The organism is Paenibacillus sp. FSL F4-0087 (assembly GCF_038020215.1).
In the GTDB taxonomy this organism is placed as follows: domain Bacteria; phylum Bacillota; class Bacilli; order Paenibacillales; family Paenibacillaceae; genus Paenibacillus; species Paenibacillus taichungensis.
Genome location: NZ_JBBODJ010000001.1, coordinates 6,167,173 through 6,193,514 on the forward strand (window position 1 = coordinate 6,167,173; position 26,342 = coordinate 6,193,514).

General features: G+C 46.5%; 26 protein-coding genes. 8 read left to right on the forward strand and 18 right to left on the reverse strand.

Annotated elements, in window-relative coordinates; all coding sequences use genetic code 11:
- Window positions 1-29 precede the first annotated feature (29 nt).
- Window positions 30-1,211, forward strand: coding sequence for an MFS transporter (locus MHB84_RS28035; RefSeq protein WP_076288693.1), 1,182 nt, complete (start codon window positions 30-32; stop codon window positions 1,209-1,211).
- 98 nt (window positions 1,212-1,309) lie between these two features.
- Here the strand turns inward: MHB84_RS28035 and MHB84_RS28040 are convergent, their stop codons facing one another.
- The 9 genes from MHB84_RS28040 to MHB84_RS28080 form a co-directional block, all read right to left on the reverse strand.
- Window positions 1,310-2,065, reverse strand: coding sequence for an SDR family NAD(P)-dependent oxidoreductase (locus MHB84_RS28040; protein ID WP_076288692.1), 756 nt, complete (start codon window positions 2,063-2,065; stop codon window positions 1,310-1,312).
- Between the two features lie 339 nt (window positions 2,066-2,404).
- A complete protein-coding gene (gene poxB, locus MHB84_RS28045; protein ID WP_076288691.1) occupies window positions 2,405-4,132 on the reverse strand; it encodes a ubiquinone-dependent pyruvate dehydrogenase in 1,728 nt (575 codons plus the stop codon).
- A 225-nt stretch (window positions 4,133-4,357) separates the two neighbouring features.
- Window positions 4,358-5,119 (reverse strand): SDR family NAD(P)-dependent oxidoreductase, encoded by a 762-nt coding sequence (locus MHB84_RS28050; RefSeq protein ID WP_076288690.1) that lies wholly within the window; start codon window positions 5,117-5,119, stop codon window positions 4,358-4,360.
- A gap of 156 nt (window positions 5,120-5,275) precedes the next feature.
- On the reverse strand, window positions 5,276-5,581 hold the full coding sequence (locus tag MHB84_RS28055) for a Dabb family protein (RefSeq protein ID WP_076288689.1): 306 nt from the start codon (window positions 5,579-5,581) through the stop codon (window positions 5,276-5,278).
- Between the two features lie 214 nt (window positions 5,582-5,795).
- A complete protein-coding gene (locus tag MHB84_RS28060) occupies window positions 5,796-6,044 on the reverse strand; it encodes a type B 50S ribosomal protein L31 (RefSeq protein WP_062319704.1) in 249 nt (82 codons plus the stop codon).
- Between the two features lie 144 nt (window positions 6,045-6,188).
- A complete protein-coding gene (locus MHB84_RS28065; RefSeq protein ID WP_063563877.1) occupies window positions 6,189-6,455 on the reverse strand; it encodes an HPr family phosphocarrier protein in 267 nt (88 codons plus the stop codon).
- A gap of 167 nt (window positions 6,456-6,622) precedes the next feature.
- Window positions 6,623-7,690, reverse strand: coding sequence for an NAD(P)-dependent alcohol dehydrogenase (locus MHB84_RS28070; protein WP_076288688.1), 1,068 nt, complete (start codon window positions 7,688-7,690; stop codon window positions 6,623-6,625).
- 143 nt (window positions 7,691-7,833) lie between these two features.
- Entirely contained in the window at window positions 7,834-9,984 is a 2,151-nt protein-coding gene (locus MHB84_RS28075) for an alpha-glucuronidase family glycosyl hydrolase (RefSeq protein ID WP_076288687.1), read from the reverse strand.
- On the reverse strand, window positions 9,981-12,206 hold the full coding sequence (locus MHB84_RS28080) for a glycoside hydrolase family 52 protein (RefSeq protein ID WP_076288686.1): 2,226 nt from the start codon (window positions 12,204-12,206) through the stop codon (window positions 9,981-9,983). Before MHB84_RS28080 ends, MHB84_RS28075 begins: the two co-directional genes overlap by 4 nt.
- Window positions 12,207-12,385: 179 nt before the next feature.
- Here MHB84_RS28080 and MHB84_RS28085 point away from each other — a divergent pair, with 179 nt between their 5' ends.
- Window positions 12,386-13,297 (forward strand): helix-turn-helix domain-containing protein, encoded by a 912-nt coding sequence (locus MHB84_RS28085; protein WP_076288685.1) that lies wholly within the window; start codon window positions 12,386-12,388, stop codon window positions 13,295-13,297.
- Between the two features lie 65 nt (window positions 13,298-13,362).
- Here MHB84_RS28085 and MHB84_RS28090 read toward each other — a convergent pair whose 3' ends face one another.
- Window positions 13,363-14,754 carry an aldehyde dehydrogenase gene (locus MHB84_RS28090; protein ID WP_076288902.1) on the reverse strand — a complete coding sequence of 464 codons (1,392 nt, stop codon included), beginning with the start codon at window positions 14,752-14,754 and terminating at the stop codon, window positions 13,363-13,365.
- 98 nt (window positions 14,755-14,852) lie between these two features.
- On the reverse strand, window positions 14,853-15,155 hold the full coding sequence (locus MHB84_RS28095) for an ArsR/SmtB family transcription factor (RefSeq protein WP_076288684.1): 303 nt from the start codon (window positions 15,153-15,155) through the stop codon (window positions 14,853-14,855).
- Window positions 15,156-15,351: 196 nt separating this feature from the next.
- On the opposite strand from MHB84_RS28095, the gene MHB84_RS28100 reads away from it, so the two are divergent.
- The 5 genes from MHB84_RS28100 to MHB84_RS28120 all read left to right on the forward strand — a co-directional run bounded on the left by MHB84_RS28100 (window position 15,352) and on the right by MHB84_RS28120 (window position 19,413).
- Window positions 15,352-16,083 carry a GntR family transcriptional regulator gene (locus MHB84_RS28100; RefSeq protein WP_083678849.1) on the forward strand — a complete coding sequence of 244 codons (732 nt, stop codon included), beginning with the start codon at window positions 15,352-15,354 and terminating at the stop codon, window positions 16,081-16,083.
- Window positions 16,084-16,130: 47 nt separating this feature from the next.
- Window positions 16,131-17,198 (forward strand): mannonate dehydratase, encoded by a 1,068-nt coding sequence (gene uxuA / locus MHB84_RS28105; RefSeq protein WP_076288683.1) that lies wholly within the window; start codon window positions 16,131-16,133, stop codon window positions 17,196-17,198.
- Window positions 17,195-18,058: an SDR family oxidoreductase gene (locus MHB84_RS28110; protein WP_076288682.1), complete on the forward strand. Its 864-nt coding sequence runs from the start codon at window positions 17,195-17,197 to the stop codon at window positions 18,056-18,058. The genes uxuA and MHB84_RS28110 overlap by 4 nt, the downstream gene beginning before the upstream one ends.
- A 231-nt stretch (window positions 18,059-18,289) precedes the next feature.
- Window positions 18,290-19,018, forward strand: a complete 729-nt coding sequence (locus tag MHB84_RS28115; RefSeq protein WP_083678848.1) for a DUF421 domain-containing protein — start codon at window positions 18,290-18,292, stop codon at window positions 19,016-19,018.
- 23 nt (window positions 19,019-19,041) lie between these two features.
- The gene (locus MHB84_RS28120; RefSeq protein ID WP_063563885.1) at window positions 19,042-19,413 is read left to right on the forward strand and encodes a DUF4363 family protein; all 372 of its coding nucleotides are present in this window, start codon (window positions 19,042-19,044) and stop codon (window positions 19,411-19,413) included.
- A 59-nt stretch (window positions 19,414-19,472) separates the two neighbouring features.
- Here MHB84_RS28120 and MHB84_RS28125 read toward each other — a convergent pair whose 3' ends face one another.
- The 7 genes from MHB84_RS28125 to MHB84_RS28155 form a co-directional block, all read right to left on the reverse strand.
- Window positions 19,473-20,180 (reverse strand): M50 family metallopeptidase, encoded by a 708-nt coding sequence (locus MHB84_RS28125; protein WP_076288681.1) that lies wholly within the window; start codon window positions 20,178-20,180, stop codon window positions 19,473-19,475.
- A gap of 47 nt (window positions 20,181-20,227) precedes the next feature.
- Window positions 20,228-20,704 carry a hypothetical protein gene (locus tag MHB84_RS28130; protein ID WP_076288680.1) on the reverse strand — a complete coding sequence of 159 codons (477 nt, stop codon included), beginning with the start codon at window positions 20,702-20,704 and terminating at the stop codon, window positions 20,228-20,230.
- Window positions 20,705-20,905: 201 nt separating this feature from the next.
- Complete coding sequence (locus MHB84_RS28135; RefSeq protein ID WP_076288679.1) at window positions 20,906-21,985, reverse strand: metal ABC transporter substrate-binding protein; 1,080 nt, start codon at window positions 21,983-21,985, stop codon at window positions 20,906-20,908.
- Window positions 21,972-22,865, reverse strand: coding sequence for a metal ABC transporter permease (locus MHB84_RS28140; protein ID WP_076288678.1), 894 nt, complete (start codon window positions 22,863-22,865; stop codon window positions 21,972-21,974). Before MHB84_RS28140 ends, MHB84_RS28135 begins: the two co-directional genes overlap by 14 nt.
- A complete protein-coding gene (locus MHB84_RS28145; protein WP_076288677.1) occupies window positions 22,811-23,518 on the reverse strand; it encodes a metal ABC transporter ATP-binding protein in 708 nt (235 codons plus the stop codon). The genes MHB84_RS28140 and MHB84_RS28145 overlap by 55 nt, the downstream gene beginning before the upstream one ends.
- A gap of 49 nt (window positions 23,519-23,567) precedes the next feature.
- Window positions 23,568-23,717 carry a 50S ribosomal protein L33 gene (gene rpmG / locus MHB84_RS28150; RefSeq protein ID WP_024631975.1) on the reverse strand — a complete coding sequence of 50 codons (150 nt, stop codon included), beginning with the start codon at window positions 23,715-23,717 and terminating at the stop codon, window positions 23,568-23,570.
- 74 nt (window positions 23,718-23,791) lie between these two features.
- Window positions 23,792-24,991 carry a GTP-binding protein gene (locus MHB84_RS28155; RefSeq protein WP_076288676.1) on the reverse strand — a complete coding sequence of 400 codons (1,200 nt, stop codon included), beginning with the start codon at window positions 24,989-24,991 and terminating at the stop codon, window positions 23,792-23,794.
- 276 nt (window positions 24,992-25,267) lie between these two features.
- Between MHB84_RS28155 and MHB84_RS28160 the strand changes: the two genes are divergently transcribed.
- The gene (locus MHB84_RS28160) at window positions 25,268-26,302 is read left to right on the forward strand and encodes a permease (RefSeq protein WP_076288675.1); all 1,035 of its coding nucleotides are present in this window, start codon (window positions 25,268-25,270) and stop codon (window positions 26,300-26,302) included.
- Window positions 26,303-26,342 lie beyond the last annotated feature (40 nt).

The window sequence follows — 26,342 nt, forward strand, 5'->3', positions numbered from 1 at the left end:
AATTATAATCAGAAAGAGGTTATATACTCATGTCTAACACATGGAAAATCTATGTCCTGGCCTTGGTCAGCTTTCTTGTAGGGACCTCCGAATATGTCATTGCGGGCATTCTGGATCGGATCTCGGACACCATGAATATATCGTTGATTGCTGCGGGACAGCTGATCACAATTTTTTCACTCATTTATGCGCTCGGTACGCCCATCATTATCGCCTTAACATCCCGCATGGATCGACGAAAGCTGCTGCTCTACTTTCTGGGACTTTTTGTCGTCGGCAACGTCCTGGCCTACCTGTTACCTGGATATGGACTCTTTATCGCTGCACGTGTCCTTATGGCGCTGGGAGCTGGAGTCGTCGTTGTAACAGCCCTGACAGTCGCTGCCAAAATAGCGCCCGCAGGCAAACAGGCCAGCTCTATCGCAACAGTCATTACGGGGTTTACCGCATCTCTAATCGTGGGAGTTCCACTGGGAAGAATGGTAGCTGCAGCTTGGGATTGGAAACTTATTTTTGCAGGTATAGCGATTTTGGGTGTGATTGCCATGATTGTTATTGCATCTACGATCCCGCCATCTGAAGGCGAAGCACCCGTTCCTTTGAAAAAACAATTAGCGCTCCTCAAACAACCTCGTATTGGATTTGCGCTACTTGTCAGCTTTTTCTGGTTAGGAGGCTATTCTATTGCGTATACCTACATTTCACCCTACTTGGTATCTGTTGCAGGCATGAGCGAAACGTTGTTAAGTTCCGCTTTGCTGGCTTTTGGGATCGCAAGTCTGATTGGTTCCAAATCTGGAGGATACAGCGCCGATCGTATGGGAGTAAAGCGAACACTCATCCTGGGAATGGCCCTGCATGTCATAAGTTTGCTGGTGCTAAACATCACGGCTCATTCAGGTATGGCCATCTTCATTGTGTTGATCCTATGGTCCTTCTCCGCTTGGTCTTCCGGCCCAACACAGCAATATAATCTGGTTACAATGGCTCCAGAATCGTCTGGAATTATGTTGAGTCTGAACAGTTCCGTAATGCAACTGGCCATGGCTGCTGGTGCCGGTATTGGGGGAATCGCTGTCAGCTCAGTATCATTGTCATCCATCACCTGGATTGGAGCTGTAGGGGTACTAATTGCAATGATCATCATCATTCTTGCCTACCGTCCGGCAATTACCACAACAGCTCAGACCGAATCATCCAATGTTGCATGATGGAGCTTATGCTCAAGAATAAAAATGATAACACGCAAAAAGAGAGGCACTGTGATATTACAGTAGCCTCTCTTTCTTATTCCAGTCTGATTGGTGCCTTATTGTGCAGTTACAGCACCATCAATGGGATAAACAGCGCCATTAATATAAGGAGCTTCGTCTCCCAGTAAGAAGGATACCAGATTGGCAATCTCATCAGGCTTACCGAGACGACCGGATGGAATGCTGTCAAGGGTTGCTTTGAATACTTCAGGATTATCCTTCCCGAACTGAACCACCATTGGAGTTTCAATCGTACCTGGGGCAATGGCATTCACGCGAATGTTTTCTTTGCCATACTCAATGGCCGCTGTACGTGTTAGTCCAACTACGCCATGCTTCGTCGCTGCATAAGGTGCAACTGCTTGAACACCCACAATACCTGCTGTAGATGCTGTATTGACGATGGAACCACCGCCTGTTTTGAGCATTTCGGTAATCACATACTTCAATCCGTAAAATACACTTCTCAGGTTAATATCAATGATTTGGTCAAACTGCTCGATAGTATGCTCAATTAGTTTAATACCAGGACCAGCGATCCCGGCATTATTGAAGAACATGTCGATTCGACCGAATTCCTCGATCGTTTTGTTAACATAATTCTCTACCTCGTTCGCCTTACTTACATCTGTTTGTACAAAAATGGCTTTACCGCCCAGCTTCTCAATCTGTTTTACAGTTTCCTGACCCGTTTCAGCCACGAGATCAACGACCACTATAGACGCGCCCTTTTCTGCCAGCTTCAGTGCAGTCGCTTGGCCTAATCCACTTCCTGCTCCAGTGATAATTGCTACTTTTCCTTTGTGACTCATTTTGATCTCCTCCATGTGTGTTCGTCATCTGTCATCGGATCGATTAATTCGATATGAAGCGGTATTGCGTTGGAATGCAACATATGTAGGGTAAAAAGCTTTGAATCCTGCCTGACTTTACCTATTTTAAAGGAGTTTCAATTTAAAAACAAACCATATAATATAAGCACATACTATAATATTCATCACATTCCACACATCTCAAGAAGGAGAACTCTTTAATAAAAGCGTGTAACATTCCCCTTCTTTTTGGTGAGATGTACAGTTTAATTTCATGTATTTACATTGTCAGATCGAACGGTTGAACATGGTGCGATAATGCTAAGGAAAACCTTTTACTTATCTTAGCAAATTGGTTTTGGCCAGCTCAATCAGCTCATCGCCACGCCCATTCAGCACCGCCTTCATCATCCATAAGGTGAAGCCTTCGGCCTGTTTTATATTAATCTTCGGAGGCAGGGACAGCTCCTGACGGTTCACCACAACATCAATCAGAACAGGGCCATCATGCTGCAATGCACGCTCTACAGCCCCTTCCAGATCAGCCGGATCTTCAACCCGTATCCCCTCCAGGCCCATCGCTTGAGCTACCATGGCAAAGTTGGGATTTACGAGCTCGGTACCAGATTCAAGCAATCCGGCAGCTTTCATCTCCAGTTCAACAAAACTGAGTGCACCATTGTTAAACACGACAACTTTAATCGGGAGATTATGCTGTTTAAGCGTCAGAAGATCACCCATCAGCATGGCAATGCCGCCATCACCGGACAAAGAAATCACTTGTCTTCCCGGATCAGACACCTGCGCTCCAATTGCCTGTGGAAGAGCATTCGCCATGGTGCCATGACTGAATGAACCTAACAATCGGCGATTACGGCTCATTTCAATATAGCGAGCCGCCCATACCGTAGGTGTACCTACATCGCAGGTGAAGATTGCATTTTCTGCTGCAGCATCGCTGATAACCTTGGTTAGATACTGTGGATGAATTGGTGTTTTTCCGGGTTTACCTACGGCAAGCTCATCCAATTCTTTGCGAACTTTCTCGTAACGTTCCACACTTTTATGCAAATGTTTGTCGCTATGTTCTTCCGTGAGATAAGGTAATAATGTTTCAATGGTGGCCTTTATGTCTCCGCACAATCCATAATCGAGCTTTGTACGGCGACCAAGGTGTGAAGACTGAATATCCACTTGAAGTACAACCGCATCTTCCGGGAAGAATTGACGGTACGGAAAATCAGTTCCCAACATCAGGAGCACATCACAGTCCATCATGGCATGATAACCGGAGGAATATCCGATTAATCCTGTGAGGCCCACCGAATACGGGTTATCGTATTCCAGGTATTCCTTGCCTCGCAAAGCAATAACCATAGGAGATTTTAAGCGATCACAGAGCTGCATCAGAGGTTCACGCGCACCGGCGCAGCCTGCACCACACAGCAACGTAATTTTTTTTCCTTGATTCAAGAATTCCGCCAGTTTCCGCAGTTCAGGTTCGGAAGGGTGTACAACAGGCTGTGTCGCATGATATACATGCTCCGGAACAGGTAGGTCCGCCGCTTCCAAAGCCGCTACATCACCCGGCAGTATAATGACGGAAACGCCTGAACGCGCTACTGCGGTCTGCATTGCCATCGTAAAGGAACGCGGCATCTGCTTGGCTGTTGTGATGACTTCACAATAATGACTGCATTCCTGAAACAAATACTCTGGATGAGTCGCCTGAAAATACTCACTCCCAATCTCATCACTTGGAATATGAGCAGCGATGGCAAGTACCGGTACACGGTTCCGATGACAGTCATACAGACCGTTAATCAAGTGCATGTTTCCCGGTCCGCTGCTGCCCGCACATACGGCGATACTTCCGCTCACTTGGGCATCTGCCCCGGCCGCAAAAGCTGCAACTTCCTCATGGCGGACATGAATCCATTCAATTTTACCCGAACGACGGATGGAATCGAGTACCGCATTCAAGGAGTCTCCAACGATACCATAGATGCGTTTGACGCCTGCGTTCAATAGTGCTTCGACCAGAACGTCTGCAATTGTTTTTTTCATGACAGGTCGGTCTCCTTTATTCGCTTATTTTGAGTTATGTTTCCACCGCGTTAAACTACCTATTCTTTTACCCCAATCTTTTGAAATTAGAAACAAAATCATATGTATTTATGGGTATATACAAAAATCCGCTTGTCATGGACTGACAAACGGATCTTGGGTTGTTATGGTTTAAAAAGCGGTTCATTGCATGTTTAGTAATTCATTCACATCCATAAATCAATATTAAATGGCAGGCATCACATTGCCACCACTGACCGGGATATAAGCTCCTGTAATAAACGAGGACAGGTCGGAAGCCAGAAATGCTACCGCATTGGCAATTTCCTGATCTTCTCCCCTGCGTTTCAACGGTACAGTTTGAATATAACCCTCATCATGCCCCGACTCACTGTTGCGGTCGCGCTCACTGATCGTCCATCCAGGCGCAACCTGGTTGACCGTAATCTGATATTCGCCTACCTCTTTCGCCAGCACACGGTACAAACCATCCATGCCGCGTTTTCCAGCCGTATATGCAGACTGGGTAGCAAAATTTTGCATCGCACATTCCGTATTGATACCAATGAATCGACCAGCTCTGGCTTCTTTCATATATGGGATGAATGCTTTGGCAAGATACACACTCTGCATCACACATGATTCGAACTGACTTATATAATCATCCGGTGATTGTTCCAGCACCGTTGTCCAGGCATATTGGATGACTGCATTGGCAACCACGATATCCACATCGCCAAGGCTGGACTGAATTTCATCCCGCATCCGAAATGCCGTATCCTGCTTCGTGATATCGCCCTGAACAATGACCGTTTTCCGACCGATGGCTTCAATCTCAGCCTGAAGTTCTCTAGCCTTCGTATCATTATTTATGTAATGCAGCGCGAGATCAGCACCACAGTCTGCCAACGTACGAGCGATGACCCTTCCCAATTGACCGGTTGCGCCTGTCACCAGTGCCGTTTTACCTGTAAGATCCAATTTCATAAGGACAGTCCCCTCCTTTGAGCCACATGTGTAGTCACGAAATTTAGTGATGAAAAAAAAAGGATTTAATAATGATTTAACCTCATTAATCAAACTGGAAAACGCTTTCGAAGTTCATGTTATCTTCTGTTTGGTTCAATGAGATTCATCATTTCATTACTTCCCATGCTGAATGAGATCAATTTCCTGGAAGCGACTAACCTCTTTTTCCCACCGTTCTTCTACATATTTGCGGTGAACCGGATGATCATTATATGTATCATATGCAGCCTGGTTGGCGAAGACCATTGAAAAGCTATAGTCAAATTCATTTTTTTCGCTCACCTGACGCAAGACCTGAAATTGCTCTACACCGGGAATATTCGCCAGTGCATCCGCACTCTCTTTCAAAAATGCCTCTGCTTCGGGTGTATCTTTACCTGCGTAAAGTGTAAACGTTACCATATGATTGATGCTGCTCATCTCTATTTCCTCCTCCAATATGTCTGATTCTGTTTCCTAGTGTACATCCGAATGTGTTGTAAGCGCAATAATTGGTTGAATTAATTTTAGAGGAAATGAATAAGTAGGGGGATTAGAATTACTTTTACTCTGAATTACATGGGTTTACTAATCGGTATGCAAACAAAAAAACCTCAGGATTAATCCCGAGGTTTTCTTGTAATGGTTGGACAACCTATTTGATGTTGTATTTACGGTTAAATTTATCAACACGACCACCGATGTCCACGTTTCTTTGTTTACCAGTGAAGAATGGGTGGGATGCGGAGCTAGTGTCCACACGGATTACTGGGTAAGTGTTACCATCTTCCCATTCCATTGTTTCGTTCGAGAATTTAGTCGAAGAACTCAGGAATTTGTAATCAGCACTTGCATCGAAGAAAATTACTGTTTGTGTCTTTGGATGGATATCAGCTTTTGGCATAATCTATTTACACTCCTTTAATATGGGTACTTCTTAGAATAGAACTAAATTTTATTATACTCTTTTTTTGGACGAAGTACCAGTCAGAATTGAAGAAACGATAAATATTTTACAATTCACTGTGATTTGCACAGGTTTCAGAGTTCAAGTTAAGCCCTTTTCCAATACATTTAGCATATATTCCAACGCTTCAAGTTCATCTCTTCCCCGTGTCTGCAATCTCACCACACTGCCATGTCGAATTGGAAGAAGCGCCATTCCGAGCAGGCTTTTGACATCTACACGATGTTCATGATTCGCATCCATAAATGACAATGAAATATCCGAGGCAAAACGCGAAGCTTGAGAAGAAACAGACATCAGATCATCCCGGTGGAAATCAGAGTGAATCATAAATTCATGTGTTCTCACTACCTTCAGTTCCTTTCGCTAGATGCTATTTAACCAATGTGGTGTGTATAATTTTATATATTAAAATCTTCAAGCATTATACCACGTTATGGAAGCTTGTTTAATCCTTTTATGGCGAAAAATACAAAAAAAGAAACCCTAAATACCAGGGCTCCTTTGAAATAGAATCAATTTCCGTTCGGATACACCATTACTTTGAGACTGCCACTTTTGTTGTGCAATGCCCGTTCCATGGCCTGCTGCGTCTCCTCAAGCGAATAACGGTCAGTAATCAGGGACATTACATCATGCTGGCCTGAACTCAGAAATTCAATTCCCGCCGGATACGTATTGGCGTAACGGAAGATTCCGTATATATCTACCTCGTTGTCCGCGATAAAAGGAACATTCAGTGCAATTTCGTCCTGTGCGGGCAGTCCTACAATAGCAAGCTTGCCTCCTCGACGGAGCGAATATAATGCAGACTGAAGTGCCTTCGGATTCCCCGCAGTTTCCCAAGCTGTATCTACACCGACGCCGTTCGTTAACTCACGGATCACCGCCTGTGCATCCTCGTTCCGTACATTAATGGTATGCGTGGCGCCCATACGACGAGCAGCCTCCAACCTTACTTCCTCCAAATCTGTGACGATGATGTGTTCTACGCCAAACGATTTAGCCGCTGCAACAGCCATCAATCCAACAGGTCCCATGCCCATAATGGCAAGTGTGGTGCCAGGAGCCAGTTTACTACGTCGTGCAGCATGAATGCCAACCGAGAAAGGTTCGTTCATGGCTGCCTCTTCAAAAGACAGATGATCCGGGATCGGGAAAACCATATCCTCCCGAATGGTCATGTACTGTACAAATGCCCCATCTACCGGAGGCGTCGCTAGAAATTGCACATCGGGACATAGATTATAACGACCTTCTTTGCATGCCGTGCATCGTCCGCAGGTTACCCCGGGCTCAATGGCTACCCGATCTCCTTCTTTCAGCCGTGATACTCTTGAACCTACAGCCGCTACGATACCTGCACATTCATGTCCAAGTATAATCGGTTTCTCAACAACAAATCGGCCAATTCTACCATGTTCAAAATAATGCACATCCGATCCGCAAACGCCAACGGCCATCACCTGAATGAGCACCTCGTCTTCAGCCGGCTGTGGTACAGCCTGTTCTTCAATGATGATGTGCCCCGGCTCTGTCATGACAGCAGCCTTCATGGTCTCTGGTAATTGATGATGTCCCATATGTTCCCTCCTTCTCGTGTATGCCAACGTTGTTCTTTCCTCCAAAGGTGATAAAGGTGAACGCTCGGCTTCGTCAGAATTGCTCTGGCCTCTCTGTTACCCTGTAAATGTTTAGTTCAACTTATATCACTCTCGTATCCAGATTAATATATCGTTCTTCCTTGTTCATCTGCAATACCACTTTTGCGATAGAAGTACGTATTGATCATGTCACGCCATTCCTTGGCGTGCTCCGCTTGCCCTGCCTGTAAAGTAGACACCTTATCAAATACAGTCGAATCAATCTTGCCTTCCAACTGTCTCCAGGTCTGTGCTAAGGCTTCCGCCTGCTCTGCTCCATCAAAATGTGTATCATAAATGTGCTGAATGACCGTTTTGCCAGAATGCAGAACATGCGTATACGGGACATGGTGGAAAAATAACAACAGCTCATCCGGACAGGAGTCTACGGATTCATATCTTTCGGCATTTTCGCGGTGGTATTGCGATGTATATCCGGTTCCACTTCTCACAGTCCGGTCCACACCAATGCCATCACAATCGGCAAAATGATACGTACCCCACTTGGAATATTCATAGCCATCCACATTAGGCCCATAATGGTGCTCCGGATTAACCATCCAGCCTACACCGAGTGGTGCTGTATAACTTTCATAGATATCCAATGAATTCAAAAGCATGCCAGAGATTAGACGAACGACCTCTTCGTCATGTCCGAATGTAAGTCTGACCCACTCCTCCGCTATCTCTTCCGATGACAGTTCCGGATTCCAGGCAAGTCTTCCATATCCATATAGATTCGCCTGAGCGAGCGGATGTCCTGTCCAGCAAGCATCTGCACCGATATTGGATACTGCAGCAAAGCCGCTGTAGGGTCTATTGTACAGAGAACCGTCAGCAATACGTTTGATTTCAGAACCCGGTCCCTTGGCAAACGTATCAAAATCCAATACTTCTTTCCACTGTGGAATCAGATAACAGAGATGCCTCTGCTGGCCCGTATACTCCTGCGTAATCTGGAATTCCAATACCTGATTTGTGTTCTCCATTGCACCGAACAGCGGAGATACGGCCTCGCGAACCTGAAAGTCCATCGGCCCATTCTTGATCTGCAAAATGACGTTATCCGCAAATCGGCCATCCAGTGGTTTGAAGTGGTCATATGCTGCCCGTGCGCGATCCGTTGAGCGGTCACGCCAGTCTTGTTTGCAGTTATAGACGAAGCAGCGCCATATTACTAGTCCACCAAACGGGCGAAGTGCTTCGGCCAGCATGTTCGCTCCATCAGCATGATCACGGTTATATGTGAAGGGTCCAGGCCGATTTTCCGAATCCGCTTTGATCAGATAGCCGCCAAAATCCGGGATTGCCGCATACACCTTGGCTGTCTGAATGTTCCACCATTCACGGACCTGTTCATCCAGCGGATCTGCCGTAAGCAATCCACCAATCTCTATTGGACTAGCATAGTTGGCGCTAAGGAACAATCGGATGCCGTACGCTCTGAATTGGGCAGCAACCTTCGCAACATCACCCAGGAAACGTTCCGTCAGGAACAAGCTCTCACGCTGATGCACGTTTACGTTATTGATTGAAATAGCGTTAATGCCTGTAGAAGCAAGCAATCTGGCATAATCTCGAATACGTCCAAGATCACGAGTGAATTCTCCATTGTCATAGAAAATGGATTTTCCAGCATAACCACGCTCGATACTGCCGTCCACATTATCCCACTGATTGATCATGCGTAATGCATTAGCAGGCTGCTCAGAGATATAGCTTAATCTTCCCCCAGCAGGGTGCACTTCGTTTGAGTTTTCTTGCTCCAGAACAAGCTCCCTTAATAGATGAAAAGTACCATATAGAACACCTTGAGGGGTTTCAGAACCAATAAATAGCCTACCCTGCTCTTTATCTTCGCGGATAATATAACCTTCTCCTTGCACGGTAGAGCGTTCCGTGTCGCTAAAGGCCTGAGCCACTGCTTCTGAACCCGTCCATGTGCCAAGCCAGATCCCTTGTGCCTCCTGGTGGGCTGAATCCGACTTGCTCACTTGACTGACAGTTTCCTGTTTAACTTTCGGTTTGATGCCAAACAGCTTATCCAGTCCCTGAGTCAGCTCGGCTGATGCTGTTGATATAATTTCCTGATCTTCCGCTACAGTCACGATATGACTCCAGACAGGGGCTGATTTTTTGACGGCGCCTTTTACTGCGGTTTGACTTTGAAGATATCCAAGCCACGCATCGTATTGAGGGCCGGAAAAATTCGATTGAAGGGTTGTGTTGCTCATTGTACAGCCTCCTTGCTGGCATAGATCTGCTCCAGACGATTACCTTTGCCTTCGAGCAGCCATAGAATTGATGTTACTCCGCGCGGGTAATACTTGCTTCCGACCGCCACACCTGCCAGGATCTGGTCACTCCAGCACCAGTAAGATTCCTCTGGATGCAGCAGCCAGTTTACATGAGCTGCGTCAGAAGCCTTGCCTGTTTTATCCCATTCCACGCCCAGCAGTTCTCGTGCGATGAACTGGGATAGATATATTTTGCTGAGCCATGAGTTATTGCTCGTAGAAGACAGTTTCCAGCCTCCATCTTCAAACAGGCATGTATCAGGGACAAGAACCGTTTTAAAGTGGGTTCGGAGCGCTTGCAGGTAAGGACCGAAACGGCCATTTACATCCAGCGCACCTTCACAGCCGGTAAAGTATGGGAACACCAAGCCTTCAATGGCCGGAATGATACGGGAATCATTATTTTCGGCGATAACTGCTGGAATGTAACCACCATCGGTTAACTGGGCTGCGATACTGGCTGCACACTGATCCGCCTGACGTCCTGCGTGATGAGACAAATCAGCCAGCTTCTCTGCAGCGAACAGCTTCTCCAGGGCTACATAGACGGCCCAGCATTTTCCAGCCAGATAGATGTTGTTGCGGGATTGTCCAAGTGACACATCCAAGCTGTCGTAAGTGGTAATCTCGGCTCCGCCTTTGGTACGACTGCTATCCAGCCCCATCAGGCCGTTGCGTTGGTTTTCATCCGGATGATCCCGGTTTAACATGCTTTCAAAGCAATCCCGAATGACGGGCAGCATCTCTTTAACAAATTCCCGGTCCTGCGTCTGTTCAATATATACAGTTGCACAGCAGAGCCAGTTGACCAGTTCCTCGTGGCTCATTTGCGAGAAGCAGTCATCGATACCTACCAGTTCATATGCCGAGTGCCCCGGACGTGAGAATACATTGGCTACGCCGATATCATGCGTGAACGTAATGCCGCCCGGATATTCCTTCTCTTCGCCCGGGAACCGCACTTGATCCGTATAACTGTAACGTTTCACAAACCACTCCAACTCGTTACGCACGGTCCAAGGGTTTAGTGCAAGTTCAAAATACAACTGATCTGCGGTCAGATCAAGTGTGTTCATCATCCGGTATTCGCCTTCATTTACGATCCAGAACGGCTCTCCATCCGCATCCAGCAGTTGTGTACTTGCATAATAGCTGTGAATGGAATGGGCAAGCATAAATGACTGATCTTCACTCAAAGCAGCTACACCGAGACGTTGCTCAACTTCCTTACAGGAAGCAGTCAGCTCGTTGAAACGGCCAAGCGCGTATTTTCCGGCATCCAGGATATCTGCAAAATAACGGGTATACCAATAGGTCGTGTCCATACCCGTAGTAACGATCCCGCCGCGATAAAAACAGACGGCAAATTGGTATGTACGCTTCTCTCCTGCGGGAACGTCCATCAGCAGTGCAGCTGTTTCGCCCAGTCCGAACGCGAGATTCTCACGATGTTTCTCCTGCAATATCTTCTCCAATGTAAATCCTCGAGCAGGCCATAGACCCTCATCCGCAGATAAAATGGCGGTTAGGCGACCTTGTCCAACTCCGGTTAATGACCCACCCTCAGGCCCTCCGACGATGCGCATGGCTGAGTAAGGATCATTACCTTGGTAGCCAAAATATGCTTTACGCGGCTGCTGTCCTTGCGTGTTATCAATTGTCATTTCCACCAGCACCGCAGGCACAAGTGCATCCATTAATGCTTCACGATCACCACTCAGCGGTTCGGGTACAGGACGCACAGGTGAGTAGATACGGAAAGTCAGATCACCTGCCGTCCACGTATCTGTTCCAGAAGTAAACTCGCGCGTAATCTCTTCATCGCGGAATGCTGAAATTAGCGGGCGTGTTCCCTGTGATGCCGCTGGTGTGCTCAATCCATTTTCTGTCGAGGCCGAAGACACCTGATCTGAATCCGAGTTGTCCACTTTCTCTACATCATATCGAACGCTTGCATCTTCAACGGCTTCGAAAAATGGTAAAGCTTCGTAGTGCTCACTATCGCGAGATTGTAAACCGATATATACGTTCTGATCTGCTGGCTTGCCAAGCTCCAGGCCTAGTCCGCCTTTGGCTCCTTTGTATCCAAGCGTAAAGCTGGCAAAAGCCCCGATCGGTGAGTGATGGGCATTATAAAAGATGGATTTGGATGTGCTCATGAACGATGACCCCTCTCAAAATGGTTTGCATACGTTTTCATTAGCCCCATCCTACCATGGGCATTCCACCGTAGACCATGGTCAAATCAATCGGATATTTACCCAAATCAAGCTAATAGACTATAATATAAATAAAGCGGTTACATCTGTTTCCATATTTTTTATCAAGGGGGTCTCCCATGTCTTCCACCTATTTGCCTCCCGCTTTGGGAGAGAGTGTACATGAAGTATTTTACCCGGATGTACAAACAACGGTGAATTTGTTCGCTATACATTTGCGAAGTGTCGGGGCCGATTGGGATTATCCAACCCATGAACATCCACAATATGAGCTGAATTATGTAACGGAAGGCGAACAATACATGACCGTGGACGGCAAGCTGTATATTCAAAAGGCTGGAGAATTACTCCTGATTCCTCCAGGGAGCATTCATTCCAGCCTGAGCCATAAAGGCAAGGGTTTTACGTATTTTTGCATGCATTTTGATATCGATGATCAGTTATTTCTCTCTTTGCTTGCACGAATCAAGCAGGTTTTGTTCGATGCAGATAGTCCGGTTACCCGCCAGATCGAGCCTGTCCTTCGCAAATTAATGTCTTCAGCGGATAACCGGGCGGCGAGTACGATGGTACAGCGCATGCAGCTGCAATCGGCGGTATTTGAGTTGTTCGGCCATTTATGGGAGGCTGTCTCTCAGGAAGCCGCACAATTGTTCACGGATGGATATGAGAAGATCGAACTGGCCCATCAAATTCGTAATCGGCTGCAAGGACTGGTGAGTCAGCAATTTAAGCAGGGACGTGAGTCTACCAGCCATTATGGCATTGATGATATTGCAGCAGAGCTGGGCATCAGTTCCTCACATTGTAACCGTGTATTTCGGCAGGTATATGGTCAGTCTCCGCGTGTATATTTATCTGAAATGGTTCTGCATGAAGCCAAAGTTCTGCTGGGCAACCCTAAGTTGTCGGTTCAGAACATCGCTGCCATGCTAGGTTACAAGGATATTGCCCATTTCAGTCGTCAATTCAAGCGCTGGTCAGGGATATCACCCACACGCTATAGACTGGAACAGCCTGCTCCCGAATAAGCTTCATCCTTTGAACATCATTCCAGTATGATATTTAATTTGCTTACGATTAAACGTCAGTTATTTTATTTTAATAGACGTTTAATCGTCTTCAGCTTGTTATCGTATGGCGGATATAAAATAGATAAGTTCAATCTAGTGCTCTTTTTGAGCACACTTTTCATATGAGAGAAGGTCTCCAGGCTATACCGCCCGTGATACGAGCCAAGGCCTGAATGCCCTATCCCTCCAAACGGCAGACGTGGGTTGGCTACATGGGTAATCGTATCGTTAATGCATCCTCCCCCAAAAGAAACCTCTTGCATCACTTTATCTTGTAATTGTGTATCCGATGTAAAGAGATAGAGCGCCAGCGGTTTCGGCCGCTTCACAATACCTGCAATCGCCTCATCAATATGGGAATAACTGATAATCGGCAGAATCGGACCGAAAATTTCGTCTTCCATCGTAGCTGCTTCCCACGATTCAGCATCAATAAACGTCGGTTCAATAAAGCGGTCTTCCTCATCGGATTGACCACCATAGATGACATGAGCCTGATCACGTTCAATAAGAGTCGTGAGACGTTTGAAATGCGCCTTATTGACGATTCTCCCATAGTCATGATTATGCTGGATATCTGTCCCAAAGAACGCTTCCACTACTGCTTTCATTTCGGAGATCAACGAATCTTTCACCTGTTCATGCACAAGCAGATAATCTGGAGCGATGCAGGTCTGACCCGTATTGAGCAGCTTTCCCCATATAATACGCTGTGCAGCCACTTTAATATCTGCATGCTTATCCACGATGACCGGACTTTTACCGCCAAGCTCCAGCGTCACTGGAACGAGATTTTTGGCAGCGGCCTGCATGACGATTTTGCCAACGGGTACACTTCCTGTAAAAAAGATATAGTCAAAAGGCGCATGAATAAGCGCCGTGGTTGTATCTTTGGCTCCTTCGACCACGTGAACGTATGATGGTTCGAATACCGAGCTAATCATCTCGCGAATAACAGCTGATACGGCTGGTGTGTTCTCTGATGCTTTGAGTACTGCCGTATTGCCAGCTGCCAACGCGCCAACCAAGGGTTCAATTAACAGCTGGAATGGATAATTAAAAGGTCCAATAATCAATACCGCACCATATGGCTCAGGAATGATATAACTTTTAGACCCGATCAGCGCGAGTTGGGTTTTGACTTTGACCGGCTTGACCCATTTCTTCACTTGCCGAATGGTGTGCGTGATACTATCCAGCATGAATCCAATCTCTGTAGTATACGATTCGAACTCACTCTTGCCCAAATCCTGGTAGAGCGCCTCAGTAAGACGGGACTCATACTTCTGAATCGCCTGTTTCAACCGGGTTAAATGTGTAATGCGAGACTCAGCCGAACGAGTAACCCCTGAGCGAAAAAACTGCCGTTGCTGCTTTAAAATTTCTTCGACTTCATGTTCGCTTAATTCCTGCATGACACTCATATAATACAACTCCTTTTCCGAGTTAATGATTATTCGTTTAAACATACGAACATATAGTCCACATGCCTAGGCATGTTAACAACTCTTGCTTATAAGCACTCTTCTTCCAACGCCCCAACCAGTTCCTTCAATAATTCCACTGAAGACCTTAATGAAGCGGAATAATATCGTTGTGTGCCCTTCTGTTCTACAGAGATGAGCCCTTTTTCAAGCAATAACTTGAGATGATGAGATATAGCAGGTCGTGACAGGTTGAACTGTTCTGTAATTTCATTCACTGTCATGCTGCCCTTCTCACTAAGAGCAAGTAAAATCGCCTGACGATGATTGTCGCTAAGTACCTGGAATAAGGGGATGCAGGTTTGAAAAATAGATATCGCTTTTTGTCCCATAGTTTCACCTCTATAAGTTCTACAGATATCACAGTTGTCATGACTGTTAGTTTAAACGTTTGAACCTAATGACTATAGTTTACTCCAGCATCTCGCTAACAGCAAGCCATATGCGATAGATTTTAGAACAACTTATATAAAGCGCTTCCACACTACCATACAAGTATGGTAGTATATCCTTGAAGGAGTTGAGATTATGGAATTTCCCCCTAGGTCTTCGTCCAAAGCCGAATTATTATCATCCTTAATAAACCCGTCTTCTCTGAACAAACAAACATTCTCTTCTCGTGAGGCGGTCTATACGACGTTGAAGCAGTTAATTCTGAGTTTAAAGCTGCCTCCCGGTACCGCCATCTCGGAGAAAGAGATCTCGCTTGAGTTCAATGTAAGTCGGACCCCTGTTCGAGAAAGCTTCGTCCGATTAGCGCAGGAAGGTCTGCTGGAAGTCTATCCACAGCGAGGTACCTATGTATCTCTGATTCAGGTTGATCTTGTGGAGGAAGCACGTTTCATGCGTGAGCAGCTTGAGCGTGCCGTCATACGGCTCGCGTGTGTGCAATTTCCAGATGAACACATGAAAATACTGGAGCAGAACCTTGCGCAGCAGCAGGAATGTATACTTGAACCGGATGATGAACGAATGTTCGGATTGGATGAGGAATTCCATAGTACTCTCTTTGCAGGCTGTAACAAAAAAAACACCTGGTCCGTGATCCAGCATATGAACGTGCATCTGAACCGGAGTCGAATGCTCCGTCTGTCTTCGGATCATCATTGGGATCATTTGCTCGAACAGCATCGATCCATGGTTCAGGCGATACAACAGCACGATGCCCAAACGGCGGAGCACATTATGCAGGAACATCTGCATTTGACCGTTACGGATCTGGCTGTCCTGCGGGATACATACCCTTCCTATTTTCAATGATGATGGATCTACCTGTTCTTTAAACTAATCTTGATGAGGTGAATGTGATGAGAATGGTTTTTCGCTGGTTTGGAGAAGGCAATGATACCGTAACACTTGACCACATCCGGCAGATTCCCGGAGTCGAAGGCATTGTATGGGCGCTGCATGATGTTCCGGCAGGTGAGGAATGGCCCATGGACAAAATTCTGGCAGTCAAAGCTGCTGCAGATCAGGCTGGGTTACATCTGGATGTCGTTGAGAGTGTTAACATTCATGAAGACATCAAGCTCGGTCTGCCTACACGTGATCAATATATTGAGAATTACAAAAAAACGATGGAAAAACTCGCCCAGGTAGGCGTTAAAGTGATCTGTTACAACTTCATGCCGATCTTTGATTGGCTGCGTACCGATTTGCATAAGGAGATGGAAGATGGCTCTACCGCCCTCTTCTACGAGAATAGCAAAATCGCCGATATTGAACCGCTGGAATTGGTTCGACGCATCACTGAAAATTCCGCATTGACGATGCCTGGCTGGGAACCGGAACGATTGCAGTATTTAACAGGTCTGTTCGAAGCCTATAAGGATGTAACAGAGGAAGATATGTGGGAACACGCCCTTTATTTCCTGCAGGAGATCATTCCTACTGCTGAACGGTTAGGTATTCGAATGGCCATTCATCCGGATGATCCGCCTTGGCCAATCTTTGGACTGCCAAAGATTATTACGAGCCAAGACAATGTTCGCAGATATCTGAACTTGTATGATAGCCCATACAATAGTGTAACGTTGTGCAGCGGCTCTCTTGGGGCTAATGCGAACAATGATATTATCGGTATGATCCACGAGTTCAAGGACCGTATTCCTTTTGCCCATATCCGTAATGTCAAAATCTACGATAATGGAGACTTTATCGAGACATCCCACCGCAGTCAGGATGGAAATGTCGATATTGCCGGTGTTGTGGAAGCCTATCACGATATTGGATTTGAAGGTTATGCACGGCCGGACCATGGACGTCATCTCTGGGGAGAGCAATGTAGACCTGGGTATGGACTCTATGATCGGGCTCTGGGAATTATGTATCTTTGGGGCGTCTGGGACTCCCTGCAAAGGAGGTCAAAAGCATGAGTGACTTTGCCAAAGAAAGCTCAAGCCGTCTGGAAGGCAGAGTAGCTGTAATTACTGGTGGAGCAGGTGTTCTATGTCGTTCCATGGCTGAAGAGCTCGCACGCCATGGTGCAAGTGTAGCCATTCTGAACCGTACCGTATCCAAAGGGGAAGAAGTTGTTGCGGCAATCGAGGCTGCGGGTGGAAAAGCGATCGCTGTAGCTTGTGATGTGACCCAGGCCGATAGTGTAACAGCGGCAGCAGCTGTTGTTCAAGAGAAGCTTGGACCTTGCGATATCCTTATTAACGGAGCGGGTGGCAACAATGCCAGTGCCAATACCACCAATGAAATTTTCAGACAGGAAGATTTGCAACAGCCGGATATCACTACTTTTTTTGATGTAAGTGTCGAGGGATTCCGTCAGGTGATGGATCTGAATTTTGTCGGGTCCCTCATCCCTACCCAAATCTTCGCAAGACAAATGATTGAACGTGATGTTCCAGCTACTGTCATTAATATTTCGTCCATGAGTGCCCCTTCGCCCATGACCAAAGTTCCTGCGTATAGTGCAGCCAAAGCGGCGATTAACAATTTCACGCAATGGCTTGCGGTACATCTGGCCGAATCGGGAATCCGGGTAAACGCCATTGCACCAGGATTCTTCCTGACTGAACAAAATCGTAATCTGCTACTTAAGCCGGATGGCTCGCCGACCGAACGTTCAAGCAAAATCATTGCGCACACGCCAATGCGTCGCTTCGGCAAACCGGAAGATCTTCTAGGCACGCTGATGTGGCTGGCAGATGAACGTCAGTCCGGTTTTGTTACAGGTACGGTTATTCCTGTGGATGGTGGATTTATGGCGTACTCGGGTGTATAACCGCAATATTATTTACTTTTAATTGGCCTGACCGATTTAAAGATATGTATTGAATGATTAACCGAAGCCTGGAGCACTTAGCCAGGTTTCGGTTTTTTGCGTTCAAGAATAAGATTATCCAGCCTAGGAAAAGCTTGTTATAGACCACAAAATATGCTGGGTGGAATTAAAAATGACATCAAGCATTTCATTTTCAATCTGTAAGACGAAGCGAAGGAAGGTGATACATACATGATGGAAGAAACTTGGGTTGTTGCTGTGCGATCGATTATCGCCTTTCTGACCCTGATCATCTATACCCGTGTGCTAGGCAAACAACAAATGGGCAACTTGACGTATTTTGATTACATTAACGGTATTACGATCGGTTCCATCGCAGGTACATTTGCGACCGATCTCTCCTCCAAGGCATGGATTCATTTTGTGGCCTTGACCATTTTCACCATTATCACGATTATCTTTCAGTATATTACACTGAAAAATCGTACCATCTCCAAACTGATGGACTCTGACCCCACACTGATTATCCAGAATGGTAAAATTCTCGAACAAAACCTGAGTAAAATGCGTGTGAAATTCGACGAATTGACCATGATGCTGCGGCAAAAGGATGTATTTGACATCACTACGCTGGATTATGCCATTCTTGAACCGGACGGCAGTCTCTCTGTTGTGTTGAAACCCGAGAATCAACCTGTAACGGCCAAAGACATGCATATGCATCCTCCTAAAAATAAGCTGATGACCGAGATTATCATTGATGGTTTGCTAATTAAGCAAAATCTGGAGGAACGAAACAAAGATACAAATTGGCTCAGCGAGCAGCTTAAGAAGCAAAAAGTGACGATACAGGATATTGCTTTTGCCGCCATATTGCCTAACGATAAACTGTATATTGATCTATTTAAGGATAAGATCACCGAAAAAATCGATATGGGCGATTATGAGGGGCCTTTCTAAATTTACATGAAGGAGGCGATTGAATGAAATCGCGTTTCTGGTTGCTGTATGTGCTTCCGATCTGCCTCATTCTTGTGTTCGTTGCGATAATGGCAAGCGGAGCCCTTCTCAAAAAGCCCTTTGGTGCTGATGATCGCTTGCTTGAATCTGTACAAACATTGCAGAAACAGGTTGAGGGCAAAAAATGGACTGAAGCCAAGTCCCAAATCGATTACGCAATGAAAGCCTGGGACAAGATCGTCAATCGCATACAGTTCAGTGTGGAGCGTGAGACGATTTACGATATTCTGGGTACCCTTGCGCGGATGAAGGGCGGTATTGCCGCAGAGGACGATAAGGCGATCATGGAAGAAATTTATTACTTTTATGTGTTATGGGACAATCTTGGAGATTGACACGAAGACACACAAGAAGGCACTCTCCTTTAATAAAAGGAAGTGCCTTCTCTGTTTTTTTAAACATTACGCCCGCGCAATCCACGGGATTTTGAAGTGCGGGCGGAGCTTTCTTTTCGGAAAAAGAGCGTAAGTGCCCCCTTCGCACACCACAGTGCAAACAGTGCAAACAACGTTCCCCAGAACAGCGCTGGTAGAAATGTCTGCTGAGCGAGATTGGCTGCATCCCCTGCCCGGGACGGCTGTGTCCAGGACATTAGCCCAACGTACATGGCGCTAACTACGGACTCTTCCAGCGTGAGGAAAGCCAATAATAAATAATAGAATTTCGCGATTTTGGCACCAAAGATCATAATCACAACATTCAGCGCACTAAAGCCTGTAAGCCAGAGCATGCCGAATTCTCCCCTTACATAGAAGAGAAGCGATACAAGAGCTACACCCGTCATAATGCCGAGCCCCCACATGTGCCGCCCTTTCCGGTAAAGATAGAATAGCAGCCAGGCAAAAAGGGACGCCGTGACATACCCCGCTAAGGAAACCAATATAGATCTGCCTGGTGTTAGCATGGATGAATATGTAACGCCGCTGTGATCTGCGTACAATTCAATGCGCAATACTTTGCCCGATAACAACAGTGTTACCAGCGCATGGCCAAATTCGTGAATCATCGTATCCAGGTTACGGAACAATGAAGAAAAAGGTATAAAGCGAGTCAGTAGCGCCGAACCCACCAGAAACAGTATGGTTTTGAGCCATTTATTCAATCAGGTCCTACCTCCCTTGCCTCCAAGTAAAAATGCCTATCACTGTACTACGTCGCTACACTATAATCGTTTCGATCCGTGAAATGTGCGGCGCAATATTGCATCCACCAGCAGAAACTCCGGTTATGACCGATGAAAAAAGAAGACAGATCATACCGACCCGTTCCTGTCTCCAGTGTAGCAAGCAATCTGCTCCGCATCTTCGACAGCGCAAAGTTCACAAATCGATCGGCTGCCTCGTTTTGTACAAGTGTAACATAGGCATAAAGAGAATGATCTATCGGTTCATCGAGTGGGCTTACACCAGCGCAAGAAAACTCGGTACGTACGCCCGCTCTGTGAAGGAAAGTCAAGGCAGCGACAAGTTCAGCATCCACTTCGACATCGTTCCAAATCTCCGTCCTCTTCGCTGCCACGGTCTGCTTCTCGCGTTCCGTCCACTGCATTAACTCCAGCTTGCGTCTTCTCCATAGATGGGCAGGTTGCTGGCTTAACAGCACTTCCTGTTCTTCATGTAAATCCATAAGGCGTTTCCTCCCGTTCCCCGCATGATCTCCGTCACCTTGAACAACGAAAAGAGCACATCCCTGTGCTCTCTGCGTGGCCAAAGGCAAAGGAATGGCTGTGCCATTCCTCAGCATGTTGTATTATTGTACCTTTTTCGATGACAGGCATCAAATGGGTTTTCTTTTTTCGTAAACTCTACTTGTTAATAAGCACAAACGCTATTCATTCAACGCCAGTTTCAGTGCCTCCAAATTCTGCCGCATTACACCGATGTAATCCATTCCAGCTGCGATTTCCTCTTCCGTCAATCCTTCAATTGGGTTCAACACAGCTGTTTTGGCTCCTACTTCGTTGGCGATAGTCTCTGACACTTTGGATGAAACCAACGTTTCGAAGAAAATCGTCTTCACCTGATGCTCCTTGGCAAAATCAATAACGGATGCCATTTGCGCTGCGGAAGGCTCTTGTTCAGGAGACAGACCGGCAATCGGTACTTGCTGCAGACCGTATTCCTGTGCAAGATAGCCGAATGCAGCATGCTGTGTGATGAAATCTTTACGTTTGCTGTCTGCTACAGCTGCTTTGAAGTCCTGATCCAGTGCCTCCAGTTTGGCAATGTAGGCATCGGCATTTTGCTTGAATTGATCCGCATGTTCAGGTGCAGCCTGTGCAAGTCCAGCCTCAATATTCCGTACTTCCTTCACGGCAAGTGCAGGTGACAGCCAAACGTGGGGATCAAGTCCACCGTGATCATGATCATGTGTATGTCCTTCTTCTGCTTCAGCGTCATGATCGTGATCATGCTCCTCTGTTGTGGCTTCATCCGCATGATCATGCGTGTCCGTTGTATCGCCATGTTCGTGATCATGCTCATCTTCTTCCGATCCTTCCAGCAGATCAATCCCATGGCTTGCCTCTACTTGAATGAGTTTGGAGTTGCTCAGACTATCCGTAACTTGATCGATCCAGGATTCCATTCCCGCCCCATTATAGACAAGCACATCCGCTTTTTCGATGCTCGCCATATCCTGTGGTGTCGGCTCCCAATCATGCGGCTCCATGCCCGCAGGAACGAGTGTATGAACATTAGCCAGATCGCCAGCTACATTTTTGGTGAATTCGTACATTGGATAAAAGCTGACTTCAACGTTCAGTTTGGCTTCTTCAGTCTCGGCTGGTACCGGCGTGTTGGCCGAGCTGGTACCGGAATCGGAAGCGGACTGATTTTGTCCACAACCGGCTACGATAAGTGTAAGACTGAACAATAGAGCAAGAGCTGATTTTTTATTGAATTTCATGTGGCGTATTCTCCCTTGAATGTATGAATAGAGTTGCACGTTGTTGTTTTCTCTCTTTACGATGACGTTTACGGTTATATCGTCCAATCAGCTTTTGCGCTGATATTCCAATCAATAGAAAGACCAACAGGATAAGAGCAATCGTTCCTCCCGGTGGTGTGTTTAGATGGTAAGAGGTTGTCAGTCCGCTAAAGATACCGATTAATCCAGTGACGACTGCAATAAGGATCGCTGCTGTAAAGCTGCGTGACAATCTCAGTGCCAGGGCAGCGGGCAGTACGATTAAAGCAGACACAAGCAATACGCCAACAATCGGCATGGCTGAAGCAACAGTCATTCCTGTCAGGACAGCAAAGGCAAAGGATAAACCTTTAACCTGAATGCCTCCAATGGAAGCTGTCTCTTCATCAAACGTCAAATTGTACAGTGGCCTTCTGAGTACGATGAAAAAAATCAGTCCGATGACGCACACAGCCGCCATAATCCACAACTGCATATCACTAACGGCAACGATGGAACCGAACAGGTAAGAGCTAAATGTCTTGGACAGATTGGTTTTCAGACTCATGAGCACTACAGCAAGGGCCAGCCCCGACGTCATAATGATCGCTACAGGTACCTCGCTATATGTCAGGTAATTTCGCCGGAGTTGTTCCACCAACAATGCGCCGATAATCGAAATCGCAAATCCACAGATCACCGGATCTAGGTTCATCACTGAACCCAGGGCAACGCCTGCCAATGAAACATGGGATAACGTATCCGCCATCAGCACCTGACGCCGCAGCATCAGATAAACTCCTAAAATTGGAGCAATGACTCCGATCAGTCCGCCTGCCCAGAAAGCACGCTGCATGAATTCGTACTCAAACACTGCCATTCCTCACTTTCTTGCCGCTCCAGGGTAATCGTCCGGTCCAACCGGTTGCCCATCTCTTCTAATCCGTGGGTGACCATAACAATCGTCAGTCCATGGACGTCTGCATAATGGCGCATCAGATCATAGAATCCTTCACGGCTGCGCCGGTCCATGCCTGTAGTCGGCTCATCCAGTACAAGCACCTGCGGCTGGCCTGCCAATGCTCTGGCAATGCAGATTCGCTGCTTTTGTCCACCAGACAGTTCGCCAACCCTGGCGTTGCGGTATTCCCACATGCCGACTTCCCGCAAGCTTCGTTCCACAATGGCTTCCTGCTCGGATGTAAATCTGCGGAACAAGCCGAGTTTGCTGTAACATCCGGATCGCACCAGTTCGATCACCGTACTGGGAAATCCACTGTTGAACGATGCTACCTGTTGAGGTACATATCCGATGTTCAGCTTACTGCCACGTACGGACTGTGCATTCATATGTACCGTGCCGCTCCAGGGCTGTAACAGCCCCAGCAGCAATTTCAGCATGGTTGTCTTCGCAGAACCATTTGGTCCTGTAATGCCGACAAACTCCCCCACATGGATATCCAGTGACAGCTGGTCAATGACTGGCTCTTTGCCGTATCCGAATACCACATCACGCATGGAAGATAGAATCATGGTTTTTCCTCTTTTCGTAATTATTACGATGTAAAAATGACAAAAAAAATTATCTTGTTTCCCGGTGAATGGTCATCTTCTTCAATCGTGGTGAATACTTCTTCAATTCGATCCGTTCCGGATGATTACGCTTGTTCTTGGTTGTTGTATAGTTGCGATCTCCGCACTCGGTGCAAGCTAAGGTTACAATGACTCTCATGGAAATGGCCTCCTTTGATTTATCTAATCGTAATTATTACTATTTAATGAGTTTAGCCCATGCTTTTACGTTTGTCAACTCCACGCAGGAAATGGATCTTTCAGTTCTCGCCAGTTCATTATCATCTCTTCGTCGGTTAGCAGTGTCTCATCTAACGTCCGTTCGATCTCCAGTCGGTCCATGTCTATCCCGATGAACACCAGCTTCGTAATCCGATCGCCCCACTGCTCATCCCAATCCGGAATAGGGGGAAGTGTATCACCAAAATGCATTTGTCGCTCTTCGTCACTCATCGCGCCTACCCACAACCCGGCTGGTCCCAACTGCTTGGATGTTCCCGCATGACTAAACGACACCGCCATATGGTTACGTGTAGCCAGCCACATTAAGCCCTTGGAACGAACAATACTCTCAGGCCATTTGGCAATCCAGCGCAGCAAACGCTCCGAATGAAACGGACGTTTCCGATGGTACACAAACGAGTGAATGCCATACTCCTCTGTCTCGGGTGTGTGTTCTTCCTTCATTAATTCGCGGATCCAGCCCGCAGACTGGCTTGCTTTTTCAAAATCAAACCGTCCGGTATTCAATATCTCCCTCGGGTCAATCTGTCCATGTGTGGTGCGAATAAGTCGAGCTTCCGGCTGCATCGCGTGTAGTGCTTTCTCAAGTTTGAGCAGCTCGTCTTCCGTTACCAGATCACACTTGTTCAGAATCAGCACATCACAGAATTCAACCTGATCCGTCAGCAGATGAACGATCCCCCGTACATCATCCTCTCCGGCTTCCTGCCCCCGATCCTTCAATGTTTCTTTGGAATAGAAGTCACGCCAGAACTGGGCAGCATCTACTACCGTTACCATCGTGTCGAGCCGCGTAAATTTCGTCAAATCAATCCCCAGCTCTTCATCAATATACGTAAATGTCTGGGCAACGGGGACTGGCTCTCCAATACCTGTCGATTCAATCAAAATATAGTCAAAAGAACCATCCAGCGCAAGCCGCTCCACCTCTTTCAGTAAATCCTCACGCAGCGTGCAGCAGATGCAGCCATTGGACATCTCCACCAGCTTCTCATCAATACGTGACAATCCACCACCATCCCGGATCAAGCCAGCGTCAATATTAACTTCACTCAGATCATTCACAATGACAGCGACTCGCATACCCTCCCTATTGTGAAGCACATGGTTAAGCAATGTCGTTTTGCCTGCGCCCAGATATCCACTTAATACAGTCACCGGAACTCGGGGTTGTACCTGTTGTTCTGTCATTTCAATTACTCCCTTCCATTTATCCTCTTAAAACTAAAAAATCGGAATGCTATGTAGCTTCCACTCGACCGATGGGCTGAAAAATAATGATTAATTAATAGTAATTATTACGATTAACAAAATAAACTATACCTGAACCTCGTTTCTTTTGTCAACATAACAAGTTTTGCTCAAGATATGTAAATCGTAAAAGTGTTGATTAATTACTTAGAACGAGTATGATGCGGACGGTACAAGCATATATTTTAGCAAAGTCCCGGTTCTGGAGGTCTATCCATGAAAATGGCAGCCAATCTTAAGCTCCTGTCATTCCTGATTCCCTGCGCATTTCTTGTTCCCGTGTTGATCACGATGGCTCCCAATCTGAAAGAAGCTTGGAACAGTGAAGCCTTTCAAAATATGAAAACGATATTCATCAGCATTTTTCTCGAAGCTGCTCCATTTCTGCTCATAGGGGTGCTGTTGTCTTCGCTAATGCAATGGTTTGTTTCTGAGGAAATGATTCGCAAACTAACGCCCAAGAACCCCGTCGGAGGTGTGCTGGTAGCGGGTCTGCTGGGAATCATTTTCCCGATCTGCGAATGTGGTATGATTCCGGTCGTTCGACGGTTGATGCATAAAGGCATGCCGCCCTATATCGCGGTGACCTTTATTCTTAGTGGCCCTGTTGTAAATCCAATTGTCTTTACCGCGACCCTGCTTGCTTTTCCTTCCCATCCCGAAATTACGATCGCCCGTATGGGACTGGCCTTTGCAGTTGCAGCTGCCATCGGCGGTCTGGTGTATATGTTCGTCCGTCAGAATCCTTTGCGCAAACCGAAGGCTACAGTGACGGAGGTCAAGACACATCCCGGATTTAAAATGGCACAGCCTCATTCCCATTCTGCCGATCATGATCACGTTCACGATAAAAACTGGCGCAGCTTTTTCATCCATGCGGGTGACGAATTTGTAGATATGAGCAAATATTTGGTGATTGGTGCTCTAATAACAGCCTGCATTCAAACCTTTATCAGCCGCAGTGATCTCATTTCTCTGGGTAATGGGCCTGTTGCCTCCTATGTCTTCATGATGGGTTTTGCGTATGTATTGTCTCTCTGTTCGACATCCGACGCATTCGTAGCCTCAGCCTTCTCTCACACGTTTGCGTTAGGGCCACTACTATCCTTTCTCGTTCTTGGTCCAATGCTTGATTTCAAAAGCACATTGATGCTGCTTTCTACCTTCCGCACCCGGTTTGTTATTGGCCTGAGCCTGGCCATTATTGCTTTGGTTTTCGCAGGATCATGGTTGATTAACCTTTTGGTATGAGCATTTATGAATGTATTATCTGATCAAAAGAGGTGATTAA